Below are 16868 nucleotides of genomic sequence, written 5' to 3'. Positions count from 1 at the left end.
TACTTATTGAATTTATAATCTAGTAAAATATGAAATTTGAACATTTTGCGCTCAATGTGAGCGATGCGCCAGCGGCGGCCATTTGGTATGAAAAGCATCTCGGTTTGAAAGTTGTCAAGAAAATGACAGAATCCCCCTTTATGACTTTTCTGGCAGATGATAGTGGAACGGTGATGATAGAGATTTACTCAAACCCAAAAGGGGAAACGCTGGATTTTGCGGCTTTGCACCCACTGGCTGTTCACCTAGCCCTGGTTTCAGAAGATCCAAATGCAGATAGAGATCGATTGGTGGAAGCTGGTTCAACTCTGATTTCTGATGATATTTTGCCTGATGGTTCTCATTTGGTGATGGTAAAAGACCCTTGGGGATTAGCTGTGCAATTGTGCAAACGTGCCGTTCCAATGATTTGATTTTGGGATTAGGTCCCAGAATTATTTCAATTGTTGTTCTGGCTGTTTGTCTAAATAGTTTTTTGAAAGCAAGCAAAATTGAATCGTAGAATTTATCTTAGAGGATATCAGACTTAGACCCCTATTTTTCAATGATTGATCTTCAAATTCCTTTTGAGAAACTCAGCAGTACGCTGAAAGAAATATTACTTAAGTACGGTTTCACAGAGGAACGGGCACATCGATGTGCGGTGCTTTTTGCAAAAGCAGATCTAGATGGCGTACGTTCTCACGGAGCGAATCGCTTTTTTCTGTTTCTGGACTTTATAAAAAAGGGCTTGGTCAATCCTGATAAGGAACCTGTTGCATTGAGCCAATTGGCCATGTTTGAGCGATGGGACGGTCAAGAGGGAGTGGGGAATCTCAATGCAGATTTTGCAATGAATCGAGCTATTCAGCTTTCCAAAGAATTTGGGATCAGCTGTGTGACCTTACAAAACACCAATCACTGGATGCGTGGCGGGAATTTCGGTTGGCAGGCTGTGGAGGCGGGGTGCATTGGGATTTGCTTTACCAACACAATTCCCAATATGCCAGCTTGGGGTGGGAGCGAGCCTAAAATCGGCAATAATCCCCTAGTGATTGCGATTCCCCGTGAAAAGGGGCCAGTAGTTTTGGATATGGCTTTTACCCAGTTTGCCTACGGAAAGCTTAGCATAGCTAAAGCAAAAGGAGAGCTAATGGATTATGAAGCGGGATTTGATGAAAAGGGGAACCTCACCAAAGATCCTGGAACTGTAATCGATAACCTTCTAGGACTACCGATTGGACTTTGGAAAGGATCAGGCCTGAGTATGGTTTTAGATCTACTTGCAGCTGTGCTTTCCGGGGGAAATGCTTCTCATGAAGTGGGGAAATCCGGGCATGAAAGTGCTGTCTCTCAGGTTTTTCTTTGCTTTGATCCCCGCAAACTTGAACTCAGAGATTGGATAGAAACTAAGTCGGATGCCTTGATAGACGATCTGAAAAGCTCACGTACTTTCGGTGAAAAATCGGTTCGATATCCAGGAGAAAACACCTTAGAAACCCGAAATAGAAACCTTAATAATGGAGTGCCGATCTCAGAGAAACTCTGGGCTGAACTTCAAAATGAATTGAACTCATGAGGAAATTAAAAATTGGAATTATTGGAACTGGTGCGATCACAGGAAAGCATGCAGATGCAATCAGTGAAATCGAAAATGCTGAACTGGTTGCACTTTGTAGCAGTTCCTCCGAGAGAGCAAAAGCTGCTCAGGAGAAATTTGGTATTGATGCCTATTCCGATCTCGCTGCTTTTTTGACTCATCCCGAACTCGATATTGTATGTATTTGTACTGCAAGTGGTCATCATATGGAGGCGGGCTTGTTGGCGGCAAAAGCTGGGAAACATCTGCTGATCGAGAAGCCAATTGAAATTAATCTTGCAAGAGCAGATCAGTTAATTGATGCCTGTGAGGAGAATGGAGTGAAGCTAGGAGTTATTTTTCAGAACAGATTCTCGGCTGATTATCTCAAGCTTAGAGCGGCTGTACGTGAAGGTAAATTCGGAAAGTTGCTTATGGGAAATGCACATGTCAACTGGTACAGAGCTCCTGAATATTACAGCAATAGTCCCTGGAAAGGCACACTGGAAGGAGATGGCGGCGGAGCATTTATGAATCAGGGTATTCATACCTTTGATCTTTTACTGGATATTATGGGCGATGTGAAGTCAGTTTTTGCTAAAGTAAAAACCTCTTTACATCCAATTGAAGGTGAAGATTTGGGTGCTGCCCTTGTAACTTTTGAAAACAAAGCCTTGGGAAATATCACAGCTTCTACAGCTTTATATCCAGGTTTACCAGAGCGTCTGGAGATTTTTGGAAAAAATGGATCTGCTGTGTTGGAAGCTGGTAAGTTGATTCAATGGAGTATTCAGGGAGAAGAGCCAGAGCCGATTATCGCGGATACCAATGCTGGATCTGGCGCCGCCGATCCCATGGCAATAGGCCATGCACTACACAAAGCCCAGTGGGAGCATTATTTGAATGCTGTTGCGAAAAATGAACCAGTAATGGTGGAAGGTAAAATGGCCCGGAAATCAGTCGAGCTGATCCGAGCCATTTATAAATCTTCAGAACTTGAAAAGGAAGTTGAACTTCCATTCATAGATCATGCTTAAAGCGAAACGCCTCTTTTCCATGGAATAAAGTCATCTTGGCCAAGAATCATCGCTTTGGATTTTTCTTCTCCACTAGCTACTCTGATTACTTTCTCAAGGATCTCTTCACCCATTTGTTGGATGTTTTTCTCTCCAGAGATCACAAAACCTGTGTTGATATCGATGATATCAGGCATGCGCTCGGATAGTTTGTGATTGGAGGAAACTTTGATTACAGGAGTGACAGGGTTACCGGTAGGAGTGCCAAGTCCAGTTGTGAAAAGGATCATATTTGCGCCAGCACCAGCCATAGCTGTTGTGCTTTCTACGTCATTTCCAGGAGTGCAAAGTAAATTCAGACCTGGAGTATTGACGTATTCGCCATAGTCAAGCACATCAGTAACTGGTGAAGTACCACCTTTTTTGGCAGCTCCAGATGACTTCATCGCATCAGTGATGAGTCCATCTTTAATATTTCCAGGGCTTGGATTCATATCAAAACCAGATCCTGTAGCTTCCGCGGCAGCAGCATAAAGTCGCATTAGTGAAGAAAAGCGCTCGGCTTTTTCATCAGAAACACATCTATTGATCAGTTCTTGTTCTACACCGCAAAGCTCAGGGAATTCAGATAAAATCGCTGTTCCGCCCAAGGCCACTATCAAATCTGCAGCATAACCCACTGATGGGTTGGCTGAGATTCCTGAGAATCCATCCGAACCACCACATTCAAGACCGACGACCAATTTGCTCAAAGGAGCAGACTCACGGGACTGTGTATTGGCTTCTGCCATACCCACAAAGGTCTCTTTGATCGCTCTAGTTAGCAATTGCTGCTCGGTGCCTTCTACTTGCTGCTCAAGGATGATCAGTGTTTTCTTGAAGTCAGGATTGATTAGGCGAAGCTTTTCTTCCATAAAAGAAGATTGGGCATTCTGGCAGCCCAAGCTCAAGATCGTAGCACCAGCTACATTCGGGTTGTTGATATAGCCAGCGATAAGTGCGCAAAGTGCCTGAGAATCTGTTCTCGTGCCGCCGCAACCCACCTGATGATTTAGGAATTTGATTCCATCTATATTTTCAAAAAGTCTTTCTTCAGTCTTCTCTACGAGAGTTTCTACAGAAACTGTGTCGAAAGATCTGCTTTGCCCAGACTTATAAAGACTGGCCAACTCTTTCACCATTTTCTTAAATGGATTTGGTTTACCAAAACCAAGCTCCTCGACAAAAGCATCCTTGATGATGTCCACATTTCTGTTTTCACAGAAAACCATAGGAATCACCAACCAATAATTTCCTGTTCCCACCTGACCATCTGGCCGGTGAAAGCCCATAAAAGTTTTGTCTTTGAATTTGCTGATATCCGGAGCATCCCAGAGATAATCGCCTGTTTTTTTGCCAAAATCTTCCGCTTCATGCGTTACATTTTGAGTGCTCAGCACTCCGCCAGAGGGTATTTTGAAAAGGGCTTTGCCGACGATCCCTCCATACATAAAAACCTGATCACCAACTTTCAATTCATTAATTGCAAATTTGTGTTTTGCAGGAATGCTGTCTTTGAGGGTGATTTTTAAGTTGTTATGCTCTACGATTTCGCCTGCTGGTAAATCCTGTAAAGCCACCAGAACATTGTCCTTGGGATGAATTTGTAATGTTTTATGATTCATTAGAATTATTCATTATAATAGAGCAATCGATTGCGCAAAGTATATATTTGTAATGCAATAACGAAAATCATTAGTAAAAATTAAAATATTTGTGCAGATGTACTAAAATCAAAATATTCATTCATCAAAATAGGCTAATGAAATGTCTTGGGCGATTTGGTGAAAGTTTCGATTTCTATTCTCATGCTAGAGTTACCATTTATCATGCTGACTAAATCGATTCCGTAAATCAACCTGAGTTTTCAGCTTAGAAAGACCTATTATTGTGTAGTATGTTTTATGTTCAATAAACCCATGAGAATCAAAAAACTTCAAATCCTTTCCTTTTGTGTCATTCTTACACTCTTTTTTTCATGTCAAGGCGTGGGAGATACACGAGTCATCAAGCTCGGTCATGGCCTTGGTGTCACTCATCCAGTACATGAGGCCATGCTCTTTTTGGCCAAAAAAGTAGAAGAGAAATCAGGCGGCAAAATGGTAGTGAAAATCTACCCTAATCAGCAGCTGGGATCCGAACGGGAGCTAGTAGAACTGCTCCAAATCGGAAGCTTAGGCATGACCAAGGTTTCTTCAGCTGCATTGGAGGGATTTGCTCCTACCATGCAGGTTTTTGGAATGCCTTATTTATTTAGAGATGATGCTCATCAACTGAGCGTGTTGCAAGGAGAAATAGGCAAGAAGCTCTTGCTTGATCCACAGAAGTATTTGCTTCGAGGTCTTTGCTATTATGATTCTGGCAAAAGAAGTTTCTATACGAAAGACAAGCCTGTAGAAACTCCCGCAGATCTAGCTGGTCTGAAAATCCGCGTAATGGAAAGTAACACAGCTTCTAATATGGTAAAAAGCCTTGGAGGTTCTCCTACACCAGTATCCTATGGAGAGCTTTATACTGCATTGCAGCAAGGCATCGTAGATGGGGCGGAGAACAATGCACCTAGCCTTTATACATCCAAGCATTACGAAGTGTGTAAATTCTATAGCATAGATGAGCATACTGCCTTACCAGATGTGATGATCGTAAGCACCAAAGTATGGGAAAGCCTCAATGAGCAGGAGCAGCAATGGCTGCAAGAGTCCGCTGATGAATCTGCTACTTATGAATATAAGATCTGGGCTGAAGCTACTGAGGAGTCTTTGAATGAGCTGAGAAAAGCTGGTGTCACCATCACCTATCCTGACAAGGAGCCATTTAGAGAAGCCGTAGAATCCATGTATTCAGACCTCAAGGTTCAACAGCCAGAAATCTATAAAATCGTGGAGGAAATCCGCGCTGTAAAATAACTTTCAACCCAACGTTTTAAACCTATGTTTTCACCCCATACCAAGCTAAAGCTGGATAAATGGATTGCCCATTTCTTGGTCGTCTTGATGGCACTCATGGTGCTCAATGTGACCTGGCAGGTGGTTTCTCGCTATGTTTTTCAAAGTCCTAGTTCATTCACGGATGAATTGTCCCGATACATGCTCATCTGGGTAGGAATGCTTGGAGCTGCTTATGTTGCCGGAAAAAATGAGCACTTGGCTATTGATATACTCCTTACCAAATTGGAGGAAAAGGCCCAGGATAAATTAATGATTTTGATTAACTCCTGTGTTTTGGTCTTTGCACTAGTTGTAATGGTGATAGGGGGTTCAAATCTTGTTTACCTCACTTTTATTCTGGAGCAAAAATCAGCTGTACTTCAGATTCCGCTAGCTTATATCTACGGAATCATTCCTTTTAGCGGGCTTCTGGTGATTTATTACCAGTTAGTTGCGATTAAATTTTTGACAACTATTAAAGCGACCGTGTGATGGAGATTTTAAGTGTATTAATATTAGTTCTTTCCTTTTTGTTCTTTTTGGGAATAGGAGTGCCAGTAGCTTGGAGTCTTGGGCTTTCGAGTATGTTGACTTTGATGGTAACTGTGCAGACCATGCCAGCGATTACTACAATCGCTCAGCGTATGGGTACAGGATTAGATAGTTTTTCCTTGTTGGCAATTCCGTTTTTTATTCTTGCCGGTGAATTGATGAATCGGGGAGGTATAGCCAATCGTCTGATAGAGTTTGCAAAAGCGCTGACAGGTAGAATGCGCGGTGGCTTGCTACACGTGAATATCATCGCAGCTATGCTGATGGGAGCGATAGCAGGGTCTGCTGTAGCTGCAGCATCTTCTATGGGCGGTATTTTAGGAAAAAGAATGGAGAAAGAAGGTTATCCTAAGGAACTGGGAGCCGCAGTAAATATCACATCTTCTACTACTGGATTGATCATTCCACCATCCAATGTATTGATTGTCTATTCCTTGGCTTCAGGAGGGGTTTCTGTTGCAGCATTGTTTGTTGCAGGATATTTACCAGGCCTTTTGGTAGGAGTACTATTGATGATCACAGCGGCGATTATGGTGAGAATCCATAAACTGCCAGCTGGTGAAGGCTCATCTTTTGGCGTGATTTTGAAAACATTCTGGGCTGCTGTACCGAGCTTATTTCTACTGATTGTAGTAATCGGAGGAATAATTGGAGGTGTTTTTACTGCTACAGAAGCTTCTGCCATAGCAGTGGTATATTCCTTGGTTTTGTCGATGATCTATCGGGAGTTGAAAGTAAAGGATCTTCCTTCCGTATTGTTGAAGGCTGCGGAGACGACCGCAGTAGTAATGCTTTTGATCGCAACATCCATGGCGATGTCTTGGGTGATGTCGAGCGAGGAAATCCCTCAAAACATATCCAACGCGCTTTTGGGTTTGAGTGATAATATTTTCGTCATCTTGATCATGATCAACTTGCTTTTGCTTTTTGTGGGGATCTTTATGGATATGACTCCAGCTGTATTGATTTTTACTCCGATTTTCCTGCCTGTTGTTACGGCTTTAGGAGTGGATCCAGTGCACTTTGGTATTATGATGGTGCTCAATCTTTGTATTGGGCTTTGTACTCCGCCAGTAGGCTCTATTCTCTTCATTGGAGTGGGTGTGGCCAACACGACCATTCAGAAAATCATAAAACCCATGCTGCCATTCTACGCGGCAATGGTCCTGGCCTTGATTCTCATTATGCTTTTCCCTGAAATTACCCTTTGGCTTCCAAGAGTGTTTGGGGTGTAATATAGTCAGGTGATTGATGTCGGGTGCCCGATGTTGGCTGACCAATGAAAAGAACTCAAAAACGGCAGTTTCACTACTGTCGTTTTTTGTTTTAGCCTGTTTTGATCTTTAGATCAAGATTTCCGTAAATTGAGCTAAGAATCTTTGTCTCTAAAAAACAAAACAATGGACTCTATTATTGTAAATCCTAAAAATGAGAAGGAACTCAAATTTATTTCAGAGCTTTTAGAAAAGCTGGGGGTAAATAATAAGATTTTATCTGTTTCGGAAAAAGAAGATTTAGGACTTTCAATTTTGATGTCTGAAGCAGATAGGGTTGAAGAAGTTCCTAGAGAAGAGATTTATAGGAAACTTCAGAAATGAAGTCTCGGTTTTTAAAATCTTTTTCTAAGGACCTGGATAAGATTTCAGACCAAAATGATAAAGATGTAATACTTCAGGTTTTATTTTCCTGCGAAAAAATAATCTCTCTCTCCGAGCTAAAAAATGTTAAGAAACTCTCAGGATTTCATGATGCTTATAGAATAAGGGTTCGAAACTATAGAATTGGTGTTTTCCTTGAAAAAAATGAGCTTGTGTTTGCAAGGGTTGCACATAGAAAAGATATCTACAAAATATTTCCTTAAATAAAGGAATTAACTTTTTAGACCCTGCAAAATGGCCATGGAATTAGTAAACAAACTAATCCCTGATTTTTGAAACCTTCTTCAACACATTGAGTTCGCCTTATCCGACATCCGACATCCGACATCCGACATCCGACATCCGACATCCGACATCCGACATCCGACATCCGACATCCGACATCCGACATCCGATTACCTTTCGACTTCCTTCAGATTCTCAATCTTCTTGTTTCTTAGGAATCCATTGATGTCTTCGAAATGCTCTTTCACTCGCTTATTTCCAAACTCAAAAACTTTGGTCACCAAACCATCCAAGAAATCTCTATCGTGAGACACGATGATTAGTGTTCCATCAAAAGCTTTCAGCGCATCCTTGATTATATCCTTGGTTTTCATGTCAAGGTGATTGGTAGGCTCATCGAGAATCAGCAAGTTCACTGGTTCCAAAAGTAGCTTGATCATCGCTAGGCGAGTTTTCTCTCCACCTGAAAGTACTTTTACTTTCTTGTTGATATCATCACCTTTGAACATAAATGCTCCCAAAATATCTTTCACTTTGGTGCGAATTTCACCCACAGCGATGTAATCGATGGTCTCAAAAATCGTCAGACTCTCATCCAAAAGCGAGGCCTGATTTTGAGCGAAATACCCAATCAGAGAATTGTGTCCCAATTCGCACTTCCCTTCAAAATCAATCTCACCCATGATAGCTTTGATCATGGTGGATTTACCTTCTCCGTTTTTACCGACAAAAGAAACTTTCTGACCACGCTCTATGGTCATAGAAGCATTTTTGAAGACTACATGCTCATCGTATTTCTTACTCATATCTTCGACGATCACTGGATAATTACCAGATCTCGGAGAAGGGGGGAAGCGAAGTTTCAAAGCTGAACTATCTACCTCATCCACTTCGATAATCTCCATTTTCTCCAGCATTTTCACGCGGGATTGCACTTGGAGGGTTTTGGAATAGGTGCCCTTGAAGCGGTCTATAAATCCTTGGATATCCGCAATAACAGCCTGCTGCTCTTCATATTGCTTTTGCTGCTGCTCGCGACGCTCTCTACGGAGCTCTAAGTAGTGGCTATACTTGGCTTTGTAGTCATACATACGACCCATAGTTAATTCGATAGTGCGCGTGGTAATATTGTCCACAAAGGCTCTATCGTGGGAAATCACGACTACTGCTTTGGCTTTATTAAGTAAAAAATCTTCAAGCCACTGGATGGATTCAATATCCAGGTGATTGGTAGGCTCATCCAGAAGGATCAGATCAGGCTTTTGCAAAAGGATCTTTGCCAGCTCAATTCTCATTCTCCATCCTCCGGAAAACTCTGAAGTAGAACGTGTCAAATCCGCTCTTTCAAAACCAAGCCCAAGCAAAACCTTCTCAACTTCTGCTTCATAGTTCACTTCTTCGATTGCGTAGAACTTCTCGCTCAATTCCGAAACTTGCTCGATCAGCTTGTAATACTCATCCGATTCGTAGTCGGTTCGCACGGTCAATTCCTCATTGATTCGCTCGATCTCCGTCTTCATATTCAGATAGCTGGCGAAAGCTTTGGAAGTCTCGTCCATCACTGAGCAATCATCTGCTGTAAGCAAATGCTGAGGAAGATAAGCCACCACAAAATCCTTTGGCGCAGACACGGAACCTGAACTAGGTTTGGTCTGACCTGCAATAATCTTTAAAAGCGTGGATTTACCAGCACCGTTTTTACCCATGAGAGCAATCTTGTCGGTTTCGTTGATGGCAAAGGAAATATTACTAAAGAGTGTGGAACCGCTGTGAATGACGGCAACATTATCTACTGAGATCATAAGTCTTGGAATTGAAGCGGCAAAGGTAAGGAATTGAGGATTGAAAAATTGGAAGATTTGAAAATTGAAATATTGTATAACCTCAGTTGTTCAGTTAATCAAATGTGAAGTTTAGTTTTTTGGAATTAGATTGGAGATATTAAAAAGGTCGGAAAAAAGGAACCTCAAAAACCATTAATGAGCATTTTGATCGGAAGTATGGAGAGCTAGGCACTGAAATTAGAGATGCTTTTGAAAAAAAAATCACAGGTATTTATGATTGCTGAGTTAGTAAAAGATGCAAGAGTCAAGGCGGATAAGACTCAGGCCGAATTGGCTCAAAAACTAAATGTGGACAGAGCATATATTTCGAAGATTAAAAGAGCAGTGAGTGATATCAGAGTCTCAAGTCTAAAAAAAGTGATCGAAGAAGGATTGGGCGGCAAGCTTAGTATTGTAGTGGAATTGTTATAGCCCTACATTTTTAATCAAAATAAAAAGCAACATTTTTTTTTCTGAAAAGAAGTAGTAACTAGATAGTTAAATAATCTGGTTTGTAAAAGAAAAATTCGATTCTTAACTAAAACTAAGCTCATTATGGTACTATCTTATAAATCTATACTTCTTACCTTAATGTCTGTTTTTGTGTTCTCTCAATACAAGGTATTTGCTCAAGTTGAAAAAGAGACTAAGAATGAGAACTCGGCCGAAATTTTCAAGGCAAAACATGCCATTTATGGCGAATTGGGAGGAACTGCTTATGGATACGCAATCAATTAGGGCTTTATTTTTCATCAAAAACAAAAATTTAAGTATTCAGCAAGTGCAGGATTTTCCATGCGTTATCAAAATGAGGTTGTTCGCTCATTTTCAGGTTTTTGGATACCTTCCTTCTCGACCGAGATCACGGCGCTTTGGGGAAAATCTAAAGGCCATTTAGAATTCGGAACAGGTTTTTTAGCCTATCGCGATAAACAATTTATTTTTGATGAGGACTTTCCTAGAAATATTAGAGTACGGCAATATTGGGGTAAAACAATTGTTCCTAGGATTGGCTATCGGTATCAGAAGCCTGATGGTGGTTTATTTTTTAGGGCAGCTTATACCCCTTGGATTCGTTTCAAAAATCTCGAAGGTGATGAAGATAAAGTTAATTTTAACCCATTTGGAATTGGGCTAAGTCTGGGTTGGAGTTTTTAATTGAGTAATTCTATTATTTCATCTTCGCCCATGCGAGAATTGTATAAAAAAAAACCGCCCCGAAATCAATCGAAGCGGTTTCCAAACATCGGGCATCCGTCACCAAACACCCAACAAATATTTAAGCATTCACGCCCATGGCCTTAGCCATAGTTGCTCCGATCTCAGCCGGAGAATCTACTACGTGAATTCCATTTTCTCTCATGATTCTCATCTTGGCAGCCGCAGTGTCGTCAGCTCCTCCGATGATGGCACCAGCATGGCCCATTCTACGTCCAGCAGGAGCAGTTTGTCCAGCGATGAAACCTACCACAGGCTTTTTGTTACCATTTTCTTTGATCCACTTCGCAGCTTCAGCTTCGTAGTTTCCTCCGATTTCGCCGATCATTACGATTGCGTCAGTCTCAGGATCTTCCATTAGCAATTGTACTGCTTGCTTCGTAGATGTTCCGATAATAGGATCTCCACCAATACCGATGGCAGTAGATACGCCCAAACCAGCTTTTGCAACCTGATCTGCCGCTTCGTAAGTCAAAGTTCCTGACTTTGACACGATACCTATTCTACCTGATTTGAAAACGAAACCTGGCATAATGCCCACCTTAGCTTCCCCTGGAGTGATTACACCTGGGCAGTTAGGACCGATAAGAGTAGCTCCTCTTTCGAGAATATATGGCTTCGCTTTCATCATATCTGCTACAGGAATACCTTCTGTAATCGCAATGATTACTTTTATCCCTGCATCAGCAGCTTCCATGATCGCATCAGCAGCAAAAGCTGGAGGTACGAAAATGATAGAAGTGTCTGCACCAGTTTTTTGAACGGCTTCTTCTACAGAATTGAATACAGGCTTTTCCAAATGCGTCGAGCCTCCTTTGCCAGGAGTTACACCGCCGACTACGTTGGTACCGTATTCGATCATTTGCTGCGCGTGAAAAGAACCCTCAGACCCGGTGAAACCTTGTACGATCACCTTGGAATTTTTATTTACTAGTACACTCATGATGCGATTTCTATAGTTTGGCACAAAAATATAATAAACCCACCGCCCACAAAAGAAAAGGATAACAATATGCATGTAATTAGACGATTCTTTGAGAAAGCTAGCATCTATGGGGATGGATGGTCTGGGGATTTACCTGTTTAGCTTATGCTTGCAGAGCAAAGTTATGCTAGAAATCACAATCACTGTATCAGTGACCGTTTACAAAGCAATTGTTCTATTTTCACGTACCTGACTCATATTTTTTATATTTTCGACACAAATTAAATTTGTCATATTCATACTCTTCTATGTTTAGTCTCAAAATCCTCATCGTTGAAGATGATTCGGTTTCAGCACTTTTGCTTCAGCGAGCACTAGAGAAAAATAGACACGAAATCCTAAGTATTGCTGATTCAGGGGAAAAAGCACTCGAAATTTTGGCTGAGAATCATGCCGATATGGTGATGATGGATATTAATTTGTCTGGTGAATTGGATGGGATAAAAACCACCGAAATCATCAATGAAATCTATGGGATCCCGGTGGTGTATCTGAGTGCAAGCTCTGATGCTGAGACGCTTAACAAGGTGGTGGGCACCAATCCTAGTGCCTACGTGATCAAGCCATTTAATATCCGTGAGTTAAACATGGTGATTGAATTGGCGATCTACAAGGACCGAAAGGAAAAAGAACTTCAGAAGCTCAATAATGAATTGGAAGAAAAAGTGAAGCAACGTACTGTAGAGCTGTATAATTCCAATAAAGAACTTACCAAAGCCCTAGAAAAGGAGCGAGAAATCAATGAATTGAAATCCCGGATTGTGTTGAACGTGTCCCATGGATTCAAAACCCCGCTGACTTCTATTTTGAGTTCTGCGCAATTGATGCAGATATATGCGGAAAAAGATCATCCATTTAAGGCCAAGATTACCAAGCATGCATTTAAGATCGAGAGTTCAGTTCGAGCCTTGAATAATTTATTGACCAGTGTGTTATTCTTTGGGAAAGCAGATGCTGATAAGATTGAGTTCAAGCCCAAAAAGATGTTTGTAGGTGCCTTTGTCAAAGAAGTGCTGGATACGGTCAATGCAGGTAAAGAAAATGACGTAAAAATTATCTCCGAATTAGTAAATCTTCCCAAAGTAATTACCTCAGATTCTGAACTCATGTACCAGGTTTTCGAAAACTTGTTGTCGAATGGAGTGAAGTATTCCAAAGATGGACAAGAAGTGATTTTTAAATTGGAATATGAGAACAGTAAATTGATTGGGACGATCAGTGACCAAGGTATCGGTATTCCTCAGTCAGAACAGAGTCATCTTTTTGATAGATTTTTCAGGGCAAAAAACGTGGGGATAGTTGAAGGTTCTGGACTTGGTTTGTCTATCGTAAAAAAATGTATGGATGTACTAAAAGGAGAAATCACTTATGAAAGTAGCGCTAATAATGGCACTACCTTTAGAGTAGAAATTCCAGTGAAATAATGATGCTTTTTGAATCAAAAAATCTGACATACAGTCACCCAGGTCAGTTACCATTGTCTTTTCCCGACATCTCCTTACAGCAAGGAGAAAGTATGCTCGTGCTGGGTAAATCAGGTTCGGGAAAAACCACCCTTTTGAATTTACTTGCTGGATTGCTCCAACCAAAATCTGGTGAGGTAATCCTCTCAGGGAAGAACATGGCAGCTATGAATGGGCAGCAATTGGATTTGTTCCGCGGAAAAGAGATCGGAATAGTATTTCAAAAGCCACATTTGTTAGCAGCATTGAATGTCACCGAAAACCTTCAAATGGCTCACTTTTTCAGTAAGAAAGAAGGCCAGGACATAGATAAGTTGTTAACGGAATTGGGATTGGGAGAGAAAGCTAAATCCTCTGTTTTGACCCTCAGTGAAGGGGAGGCCCAGCGCGTGTCCATAGCAAGAGCTTTGGCTAACAGTCCCAAATTAATTCTAGCTGATGAGCCCACTTCAAGCTTAGATGATGAGAATACAGAGAAAGTCATCCAGTTGCTGAAAACTCAAGCTGCCAAGATCGGAGCAGCCTTGATCATCGTCACGCACGATCAGCGGGTGAAAATGCATATTCCCAATTTTGTAGAAGTAAAAGCGGTATGAATTTATTTAAACTAAGTTGGAAATATTTAACCTTCAGGCCTCTTTCCACAGGCTTGAATGTGTTTTTGTTGGCTCTGGGATTGGCGATCATTACGGTGCTTCTGTTGATTCAGGATCAGTTTGAGAAGAAAATGAATCAGGATGCTGCTGGCATTGACCTAGTGGTGGGAGCTAAGGGAAGTCCACTTCAATTGATTCTTGCCGGAGTTTATCATATTGATTTCCCAACTGGAAATATCCCGATGGATGAAGCGCAGAAGCTCTCTAGAAATCGTTTGGTGAAGAATATCATTCCGATGGCCTTGGGAGATAATTACCAAGGTTTCAGGATTGTAGGTGCGAATCATGATTATCCAGGGCTTTACGAAGCAAAACTCAACAGCGGAGCGCTTTGGGTAAAGCCGTTTGAGGTTGTTTTGGGAGCTGAGGTTGCTGATAAATCAGGCTATCAGGTAGGAGATGAGTTCTTGGGAAGTCATGGGATTAGTGTAGGTAGCCATGAGCATGACGCAAATAAATTCAAAGTTGTGGGTGTATTGGAGCGTAAAGGGAATGTGCTGGATCGATTGATTTTGACGAGTGTGGAGTCCATTTGGTACACGCATGACGAAGGAGAGGCAGAGCCTACTGATTCCACCTCAAATCATGAGGAACATCATATGGTCAATCTTCAAGATTCTGTTGCTGTCAAGGGATTTCCGAAAACCGCTGAATCCAGAGAATTGACTACACTTTTGATTCAATACAGGAATCCAATGGCTGCGATACAGTTGCCTCGATTGATCAATTCCGGTACTTCTATGCAAGCGGCTTCCCCTTCTTTTGAGATGTCCAGATTATTTGAATTACTAGGTGTCGGAATTACTTTATTACAAGGCCTTGCAGTGGTGATTATCGGAATCTCAGGACTAGGGATTTTTATCGCATTATACAATTCACTCAAGGAGAGAAAGTACGATCTGGCAATCCTACGTGCTATCGGAGCTTCAAGAGGACAGCTTTTATTGTTGATATTCCTGGAAGGAATTATGCTGACATTTATGGGAGCCGTTCTCGGGATTTTACTTGGACATACCTTCCTTTCAGTAATTATTTCGCAGAATGAGCAGGGGGTTGTAGGCTCACTTCAGCCTTGGATTTTCCTCAAACAAGAACTTTGGATAGTAGTTTATGCGTTAGCGGTAGGAGTTCTGGCTTCTATTATCCCGGCTGTTGCAGCTTATCAAACAAGTATTGCAAAGCAATTGACAAAGGCTTAACTAGCGGCAGATTTAAAAACCCGAATATGAAAAAGTTAAAAATAGCCGTTTTGGCAATTCTAGTGACGGTTATAGGACAAGTTTCCCTTTTGGCACAAAGTGAAAATGTCTGGAAAAACCTTACTGAGGTAACTTATAAAATCTCTGAAGATGAATACGGGGAGCTTTATGTTCCGGTGTTTTCAGAAAACATCACCAAGATGGAAGGCAAAGTAGTGGAGGCAGATGGCTACATTATTCCTTTCGAAGGAATGTTCAAGCCTGAGCATATTATTCTTTCAAGTTTGCCTTTGGCAGAATGCTTCTTCTGTGGTTCTGGTGGACCAGAAACAGTGATGGAAGTGGATATGGCTTCTCCTATCAAATACACGTCAAATAGAGTTCGTGTGCGCGGTACACTTACTCTGAATAGCAAAGATCCCGAGAAGTTGATGTACATCATGAAGAATGCTACGCTGGTGAATTAAGAGGTTTTTAACCGCGGTGAATACAGCGGGATTCGCAGAGATTCGCATGTTTAATATAGATCGGCTTCTTTAGTGGGAAAAGCGATATAGGAAATGGTTATCACTGCTATTGCGGCCACTTCGGTCATCGGTCTTCCCACCTCCAACTAGTAACAAATCTCCTTCTCCAACTCCCTGAATTTCGCCAAAAGATCTAGGGAGACAGGCCCTGGTTTTCCAGTTCCAATTTCCCGCTCATCGATCTGGGTGACTGGAAGCAAAACCTTAGTAGTACTCGTGATGAAGGCCTCGTCAGCATTCAGTGCTTCTTGCATACCTACAGGATTGATTTGTACATCTCCCGCTAGTTCTATTACATGCTTTCGGGTGATTCCCATGAGCACATGAGCATCTGGCGTACTAATAACTCCATCCTTTACGATGAAAAAATTGCTTCGAGAGCTTTCGCTTATGTTTCCATTCATATGGTAAAGCACATCTTCTGCTCCAGCATCTTTCCAGCGCATGCTATCCCAAACAGGAAATGCGTAATTGGTTGTTTTGATTTCCGCTATTGGTCTCACATACTCGAGTGAAAGTAACTTGATGCCCTTGTCGTATTTCTCTTGAGCAGGGAAAATTAGTGACTCAGCAAAAATGAATAGCTTTCCTTTCGCTGGAGAAAAGTGATTCGATGAAACACCTCCACTCAATATCATCCGAATTCCCCCTTCTTTGAGATGGTTTTTTTCGATAAGGTCTTGAATCACAGCCTTCAGTTCTGCACGAGAATATTCTAGTGGAAGAAATGTTTTTTCTGCGGATGCGAAAAAGCGATCTAAGTAACTGTCCAAGAAAAGAGCTTTGAAATTGACTGTGCGGAAAAAATCGAAAATCCCATATCCACGTATCAATCCTAAATCCATAGGGTGAAGGCTAGCTTTTTCGGTAGAGATTAATTGCCCGTCGGCAAAGCAAAATGGTTTCATAGTAAAAGTGTTTTGAACATCTAAAATACTAGCTCTAGCTGAATATATCACATTCCATTTTCACCTAAGTTTATGATACTATTTTTAGATTATACATTAACTTTACAGTAGATA

General features: G+C 41.5%; 19 protein-coding genes. 15 read left to right on the top strand and 4 right to left on the bottom strand.

All coding sequences use genetic code 11. From position 1 onward, the window contains the following. Positions 1 to 29 precede the first annotated feature (29 nt). From LV85_RS15895 to LV85_RS15885, 3 genes are all read left to right on the top strand, one after another. Positions 30 to 413, top strand: a complete 384-nt coding sequence (locus tag LV85_RS15895) for a VOC family protein (protein WP_111321206.1) — start codon at positions 30 to 32, stop codon at positions 411 to 413. Positions 414 to 544: 131 nt separating this feature from the next. Further along, positions 545 to 1558: a 3-dehydro-L-gulonate 2-dehydrogenase gene (gene yiaK / locus LV85_RS15890; RefSeq protein ID WP_111321204.1), complete on the top strand. Its 1014-nt coding sequence runs from the start codon at positions 545 to 547 to the stop codon at positions 1556 to 1558. After that, the gene (locus tag LV85_RS15885) at positions 1555 to 2595 is read left to right on the top strand and encodes a Gfo/Idh/MocA family protein (RefSeq protein WP_111321202.1); all 1041 of its coding nucleotides are present in this window, start codon (positions 1555 to 1557) and stop codon (positions 2593 to 2595) included. The genes yiaK and LV85_RS15885 overlap by 4 nt, the downstream gene beginning before the upstream one ends. Here LV85_RS15885 and LV85_RS15880 read toward each other — a convergent pair. Beyond that, positions 2592 to 4238, bottom strand: a complete 1647-nt coding sequence (locus LV85_RS15880; RefSeq protein ID WP_111321200.1) for a UxaA family hydrolase — start codon at positions 4236 to 4238, stop codon at positions 2592 to 2594. The two genes, LV85_RS15885 and LV85_RS15880, sit on opposite strands and share 4 nt — an antisense overlap. Positions 4239 to 4532: 294 nt before the next feature. On the opposite strand from LV85_RS15880, the gene LV85_RS15875 reads away from it, so the two are divergent. The 5 genes from LV85_RS15875 to LV85_RS15855 all read left to right on the top strand — a co-directional run bounded on the left by LV85_RS15875 (position 4533) and on the right by LV85_RS15855 (position 7953). Further along, positions 4533 to 5519, top strand: coding sequence for a TRAP transporter substrate-binding protein (locus LV85_RS15875; protein WP_111321271.1), 987 nt, complete (start codon positions 4533 to 4535; stop codon positions 5517 to 5519). A gap of 24 nt (positions 5520 to 5543) precedes the next feature. After that, positions 5544 to 6032 carry a TRAP transporter small permease gene (locus LV85_RS15870; RefSeq protein WP_111321198.1) on the top strand — a complete coding sequence of 163 codons (489 nt, stop codon included), beginning with the start codon at positions 5544 to 5546 and terminating at the stop codon, positions 6030 to 6032. Next, positions 6032 to 7327, top strand: a complete 1296-nt coding sequence (locus LV85_RS15865; protein ID WP_111321196.1) for a TRAP transporter large permease — start codon at positions 6032 to 6034, stop codon at positions 7325 to 7327. The genes LV85_RS15870 and LV85_RS15865 overlap by 1 nt, the downstream gene beginning before the upstream one ends. A gap of 165 nt (positions 7328 to 7492) precedes the next feature. Continuing rightward, positions 7493 to 7690, top strand: coding sequence for a hypothetical protein (locus LV85_RS15860; protein WP_091697289.1), 198 nt, complete (start codon positions 7493 to 7495; stop codon positions 7688 to 7690). Beyond that, positions 7687 to 7953, top strand: a complete 267-nt coding sequence (locus LV85_RS15855) for a type II toxin-antitoxin system RelE family toxin (protein WP_111321194.1) — start codon at positions 7687 to 7689, stop codon at positions 7951 to 7953. The genes LV85_RS15860 and LV85_RS15855 overlap by 4 nt, the downstream gene beginning before the upstream one ends. A gap of 192 nt (positions 7954 to 8145) precedes the next feature. Here LV85_RS15855 and LV85_RS15850 read toward each other — a convergent pair whose 3' ends face one another. Continuing rightward, positions 8146 to 9777 (bottom strand): ABC-F family ATP-binding cassette domain-containing protein, encoded by a 1632-nt coding sequence (locus tag LV85_RS15850; protein WP_111321192.1) that lies wholly within the window; start codon positions 9775 to 9777, stop codon positions 8146 to 8148. Positions 9778 to 10032: 255 nt separating this feature from the next. On the opposite strand from LV85_RS15850, the gene LV85_RS15845 reads away from it, so the two are divergent. The 3 genes from LV85_RS15845 to LV85_RS15840 all read left to right on the top strand — a co-directional run bounded on the left by LV85_RS15845 (position 10033) and on the right by LV85_RS15840 (position 10956). Beyond that, complete coding sequence (locus tag LV85_RS15845; protein ID WP_211318423.1) at positions 10033 to 10230, top strand: helix-turn-helix domain-containing protein; 198 nt, start codon at positions 10033 to 10035, stop codon at positions 10228 to 10230. A 123-nt stretch (positions 10231 to 10353) separates the two neighbouring features. Further along, complete coding sequence (locus LV85_RS21980) at positions 10354 to 10536, top strand: hypothetical protein (RefSeq protein ID WP_146260488.1); 183 nt, start codon at positions 10354 to 10356, stop codon at positions 10534 to 10536. 57 nt (positions 10537 to 10593) lie between these two features. Continuing rightward, positions 10594 to 10956, top strand: coding sequence for a hypothetical protein (locus tag LV85_RS15840; RefSeq protein ID WP_111321188.1), 363 nt, complete (start codon positions 10594 to 10596; stop codon positions 10954 to 10956). 121 nt (positions 10957 to 11077) lie between these two features. Here the strand turns inward: LV85_RS15840 and sucD are convergent, their stop codons facing one another. Beyond that, on the bottom strand, positions 11078 to 11959 hold the full coding sequence (gene sucD / locus LV85_RS15835; protein WP_111321186.1) for a succinate--CoA ligase subunit alpha: 882 nt from the start codon (positions 11957 to 11959) through the stop codon (positions 11078 to 11080). A 290-nt stretch (positions 11960 to 12249) separates the two neighbouring features. Between sucD and LV85_RS15830 the strand changes: the two genes are divergently transcribed. From LV85_RS15830 to LV85_RS15815, 4 genes are read left to right on the top strand one after another with little or no spacing between them, the layout of a single operon-like run. Then, on the top strand, positions 12250 to 13425 hold the full coding sequence (locus LV85_RS15830; protein ID WP_111321184.1) for a hybrid sensor histidine kinase/response regulator: 1176 nt from the start codon (positions 12250 to 12252) through the stop codon (positions 13423 to 13425). Beyond that, on the top strand, positions 13425 to 14060 hold the full coding sequence (locus LV85_RS15825) for an ABC transporter ATP-binding protein (RefSeq protein WP_394336130.1): 636 nt from the start codon (positions 13425 to 13427) through the stop codon (positions 14058 to 14060). Before LV85_RS15830 ends, LV85_RS15825 begins: the two co-directional genes overlap by 1 nt. Further along, entirely contained in the window at positions 14057 to 15319 is a 1263-nt protein-coding gene (locus tag LV85_RS15820; protein ID WP_111321182.1) for an ABC transporter permease, read from the top strand. The genes LV85_RS15825 and LV85_RS15820 overlap by 4 nt, the downstream gene beginning before the upstream one ends. Positions 15320 to 15345: 26 nt before the next feature. Then, positions 15346 to 15786, top strand: coding sequence for a hypothetical protein (locus LV85_RS15815; RefSeq protein ID WP_111321180.1), 441 nt, complete (start codon positions 15346 to 15348; stop codon positions 15784 to 15786). Between the two features lie 146 nt (positions 15787 to 15932). On the opposite strand, the gene LV85_RS15810 is transcribed toward LV85_RS15815, so the two are convergent. Further along, entirely contained in the window at positions 15933 to 16754 is an 822-nt protein-coding gene (locus LV85_RS15810; RefSeq protein ID WP_111321178.1) for an aminotransferase class IV, read from the bottom strand. Between the last annotated feature and the right edge of the window lie 114 nt (positions 16755 to 16868).

This window comes from Algoriphagus chordae (assembly GCF_003254055.1).
Lineage (GTDB): Bacteria > Bacteroidota > Bacteroidia > Cytophagales > Cyclobacteriaceae > Algoriphagus > Algoriphagus chordae.
The sequence above is the reverse complement of the archived record's forward strand: the minus strand, read 5'-3'. Positions and strand labels throughout refer to the sequence as shown.

Bases quoted from the DNA above. Each gene is read 5' to 3' on its own strand.
- LV85_RS15885 (WP_111321202.1), top strand. From the start codon at position 1,555: ATGAGGAAATTAAAAATTGGAATTATTGGAACTGGTGCGATCACAGGA.
- LV85_RS15855 (WP_111321194.1), top strand. From the start codon at position 7,687: ATGAAGTCTCGGTTTTTAAAATCTTTTTCTAAGGACCTGGATAAGATT.
- LV85_RS15820 (WP_111321182.1), top strand. From the start codon at position 14,057: ATGAATTTATTTAAACTAAGTTGGAAATATTTAACCTTCAGGCCTCTT.
- LV85_RS15830 (WP_111321184.1), top strand. From the start codon at position 12,250: ATGTTTAGTCTCAAAATCCTCATCGTTGAAGATGATTCGGTTTCAGCA.
- LV85_RS15810 (WP_111321178.1), bottom strand. From the start codon at position 16,754: ATGAAACCATTTTGCTTTGCCGACGGGCAATTAATCTCTACCGAAAAA.
- LV85_RS15825 (WP_394336130.1), top strand. From the start codon at position 13,425: ATGATGCTTTTTGAATCAAAAAATCTGACATACAGTCACCCAGGTCAG.
- LV85_RS15860 (WP_091697289.1), top strand. From the start codon at position 7,493: ATGGACTCTATTATTGTAAATCCTAAAAATGAGAAGGAACTCAAATTT.
- LV85_RS21980 (WP_146260488.1), top strand. From the start codon at position 10,354: ATGGTACTATCTTATAAATCTATACTTCTTACCTTAATGTCTGTTTTT.
- yiaK (WP_111321204.1), top strand. From the start codon at position 545: ATGATTGATCTTCAAATTCCTTTTGAGAAACTCAGCAGTACGCTGAAA.
- LV85_RS15875 (WP_111321271.1), top strand. From the start codon at position 4,533: ATGAGAATCAAAAAACTTCAAATCCTTTCCTTTTGTGTCATTCTTACA.
- LV85_RS15880 (WP_111321200.1), bottom strand. From the start codon at position 4,238: ATGAATCATAAAACATTACAAATTCATCCCAAGGACAATGTTCTGGTG.
- LV85_RS15840 (WP_111321188.1), top strand. From the start codon at position 10,594: ATGCGTTATCAAAATGAGGTTGTTCGCTCATTTTCAGGTTTTTGGATA.
- LV85_RS15845 (WP_211318423.1), top strand. From the start codon at position 10,033: ATGATTGCTGAGTTAGTAAAAGATGCAAGAGTCAAGGCGGATAAGACT.
- LV85_RS15865 (WP_111321196.1), top strand. From the start codon at position 6,032: ATGGAGATTTTAAGTGTATTAATATTAGTTCTTTCCTTTTTGTTCTTT.
- LV85_RS15815 (WP_111321180.1), top strand. From the start codon at position 15,346: ATGAAAAAGTTAAAAATAGCCGTTTTGGCAATTCTAGTGACGGTTATA.
- LV85_RS15850 (WP_111321192.1), bottom strand. From the start codon at position 9,777: ATGATCTCAGTAGATAATGTTGCCGTCATTCACAGCGGTTCCACACTC.
- LV85_RS15895 (WP_111321206.1), top strand. From the start codon at position 30: ATGAAATTTGAACATTTTGCGCTCAATGTGAGCGATGCGCCAGCGGCG.
- sucD (WP_111321186.1), bottom strand. From the start codon at position 11,959: ATGAGTGTACTAGTAAATAAAAATTCCAAGGTGATCGTACAAGGTTTC.
- LV85_RS15870 (WP_111321198.1), top strand. From the start codon at position 5,544: ATGTTTTCACCCCATACCAAGCTAAAGCTGGATAAATGGATTGCCCAT.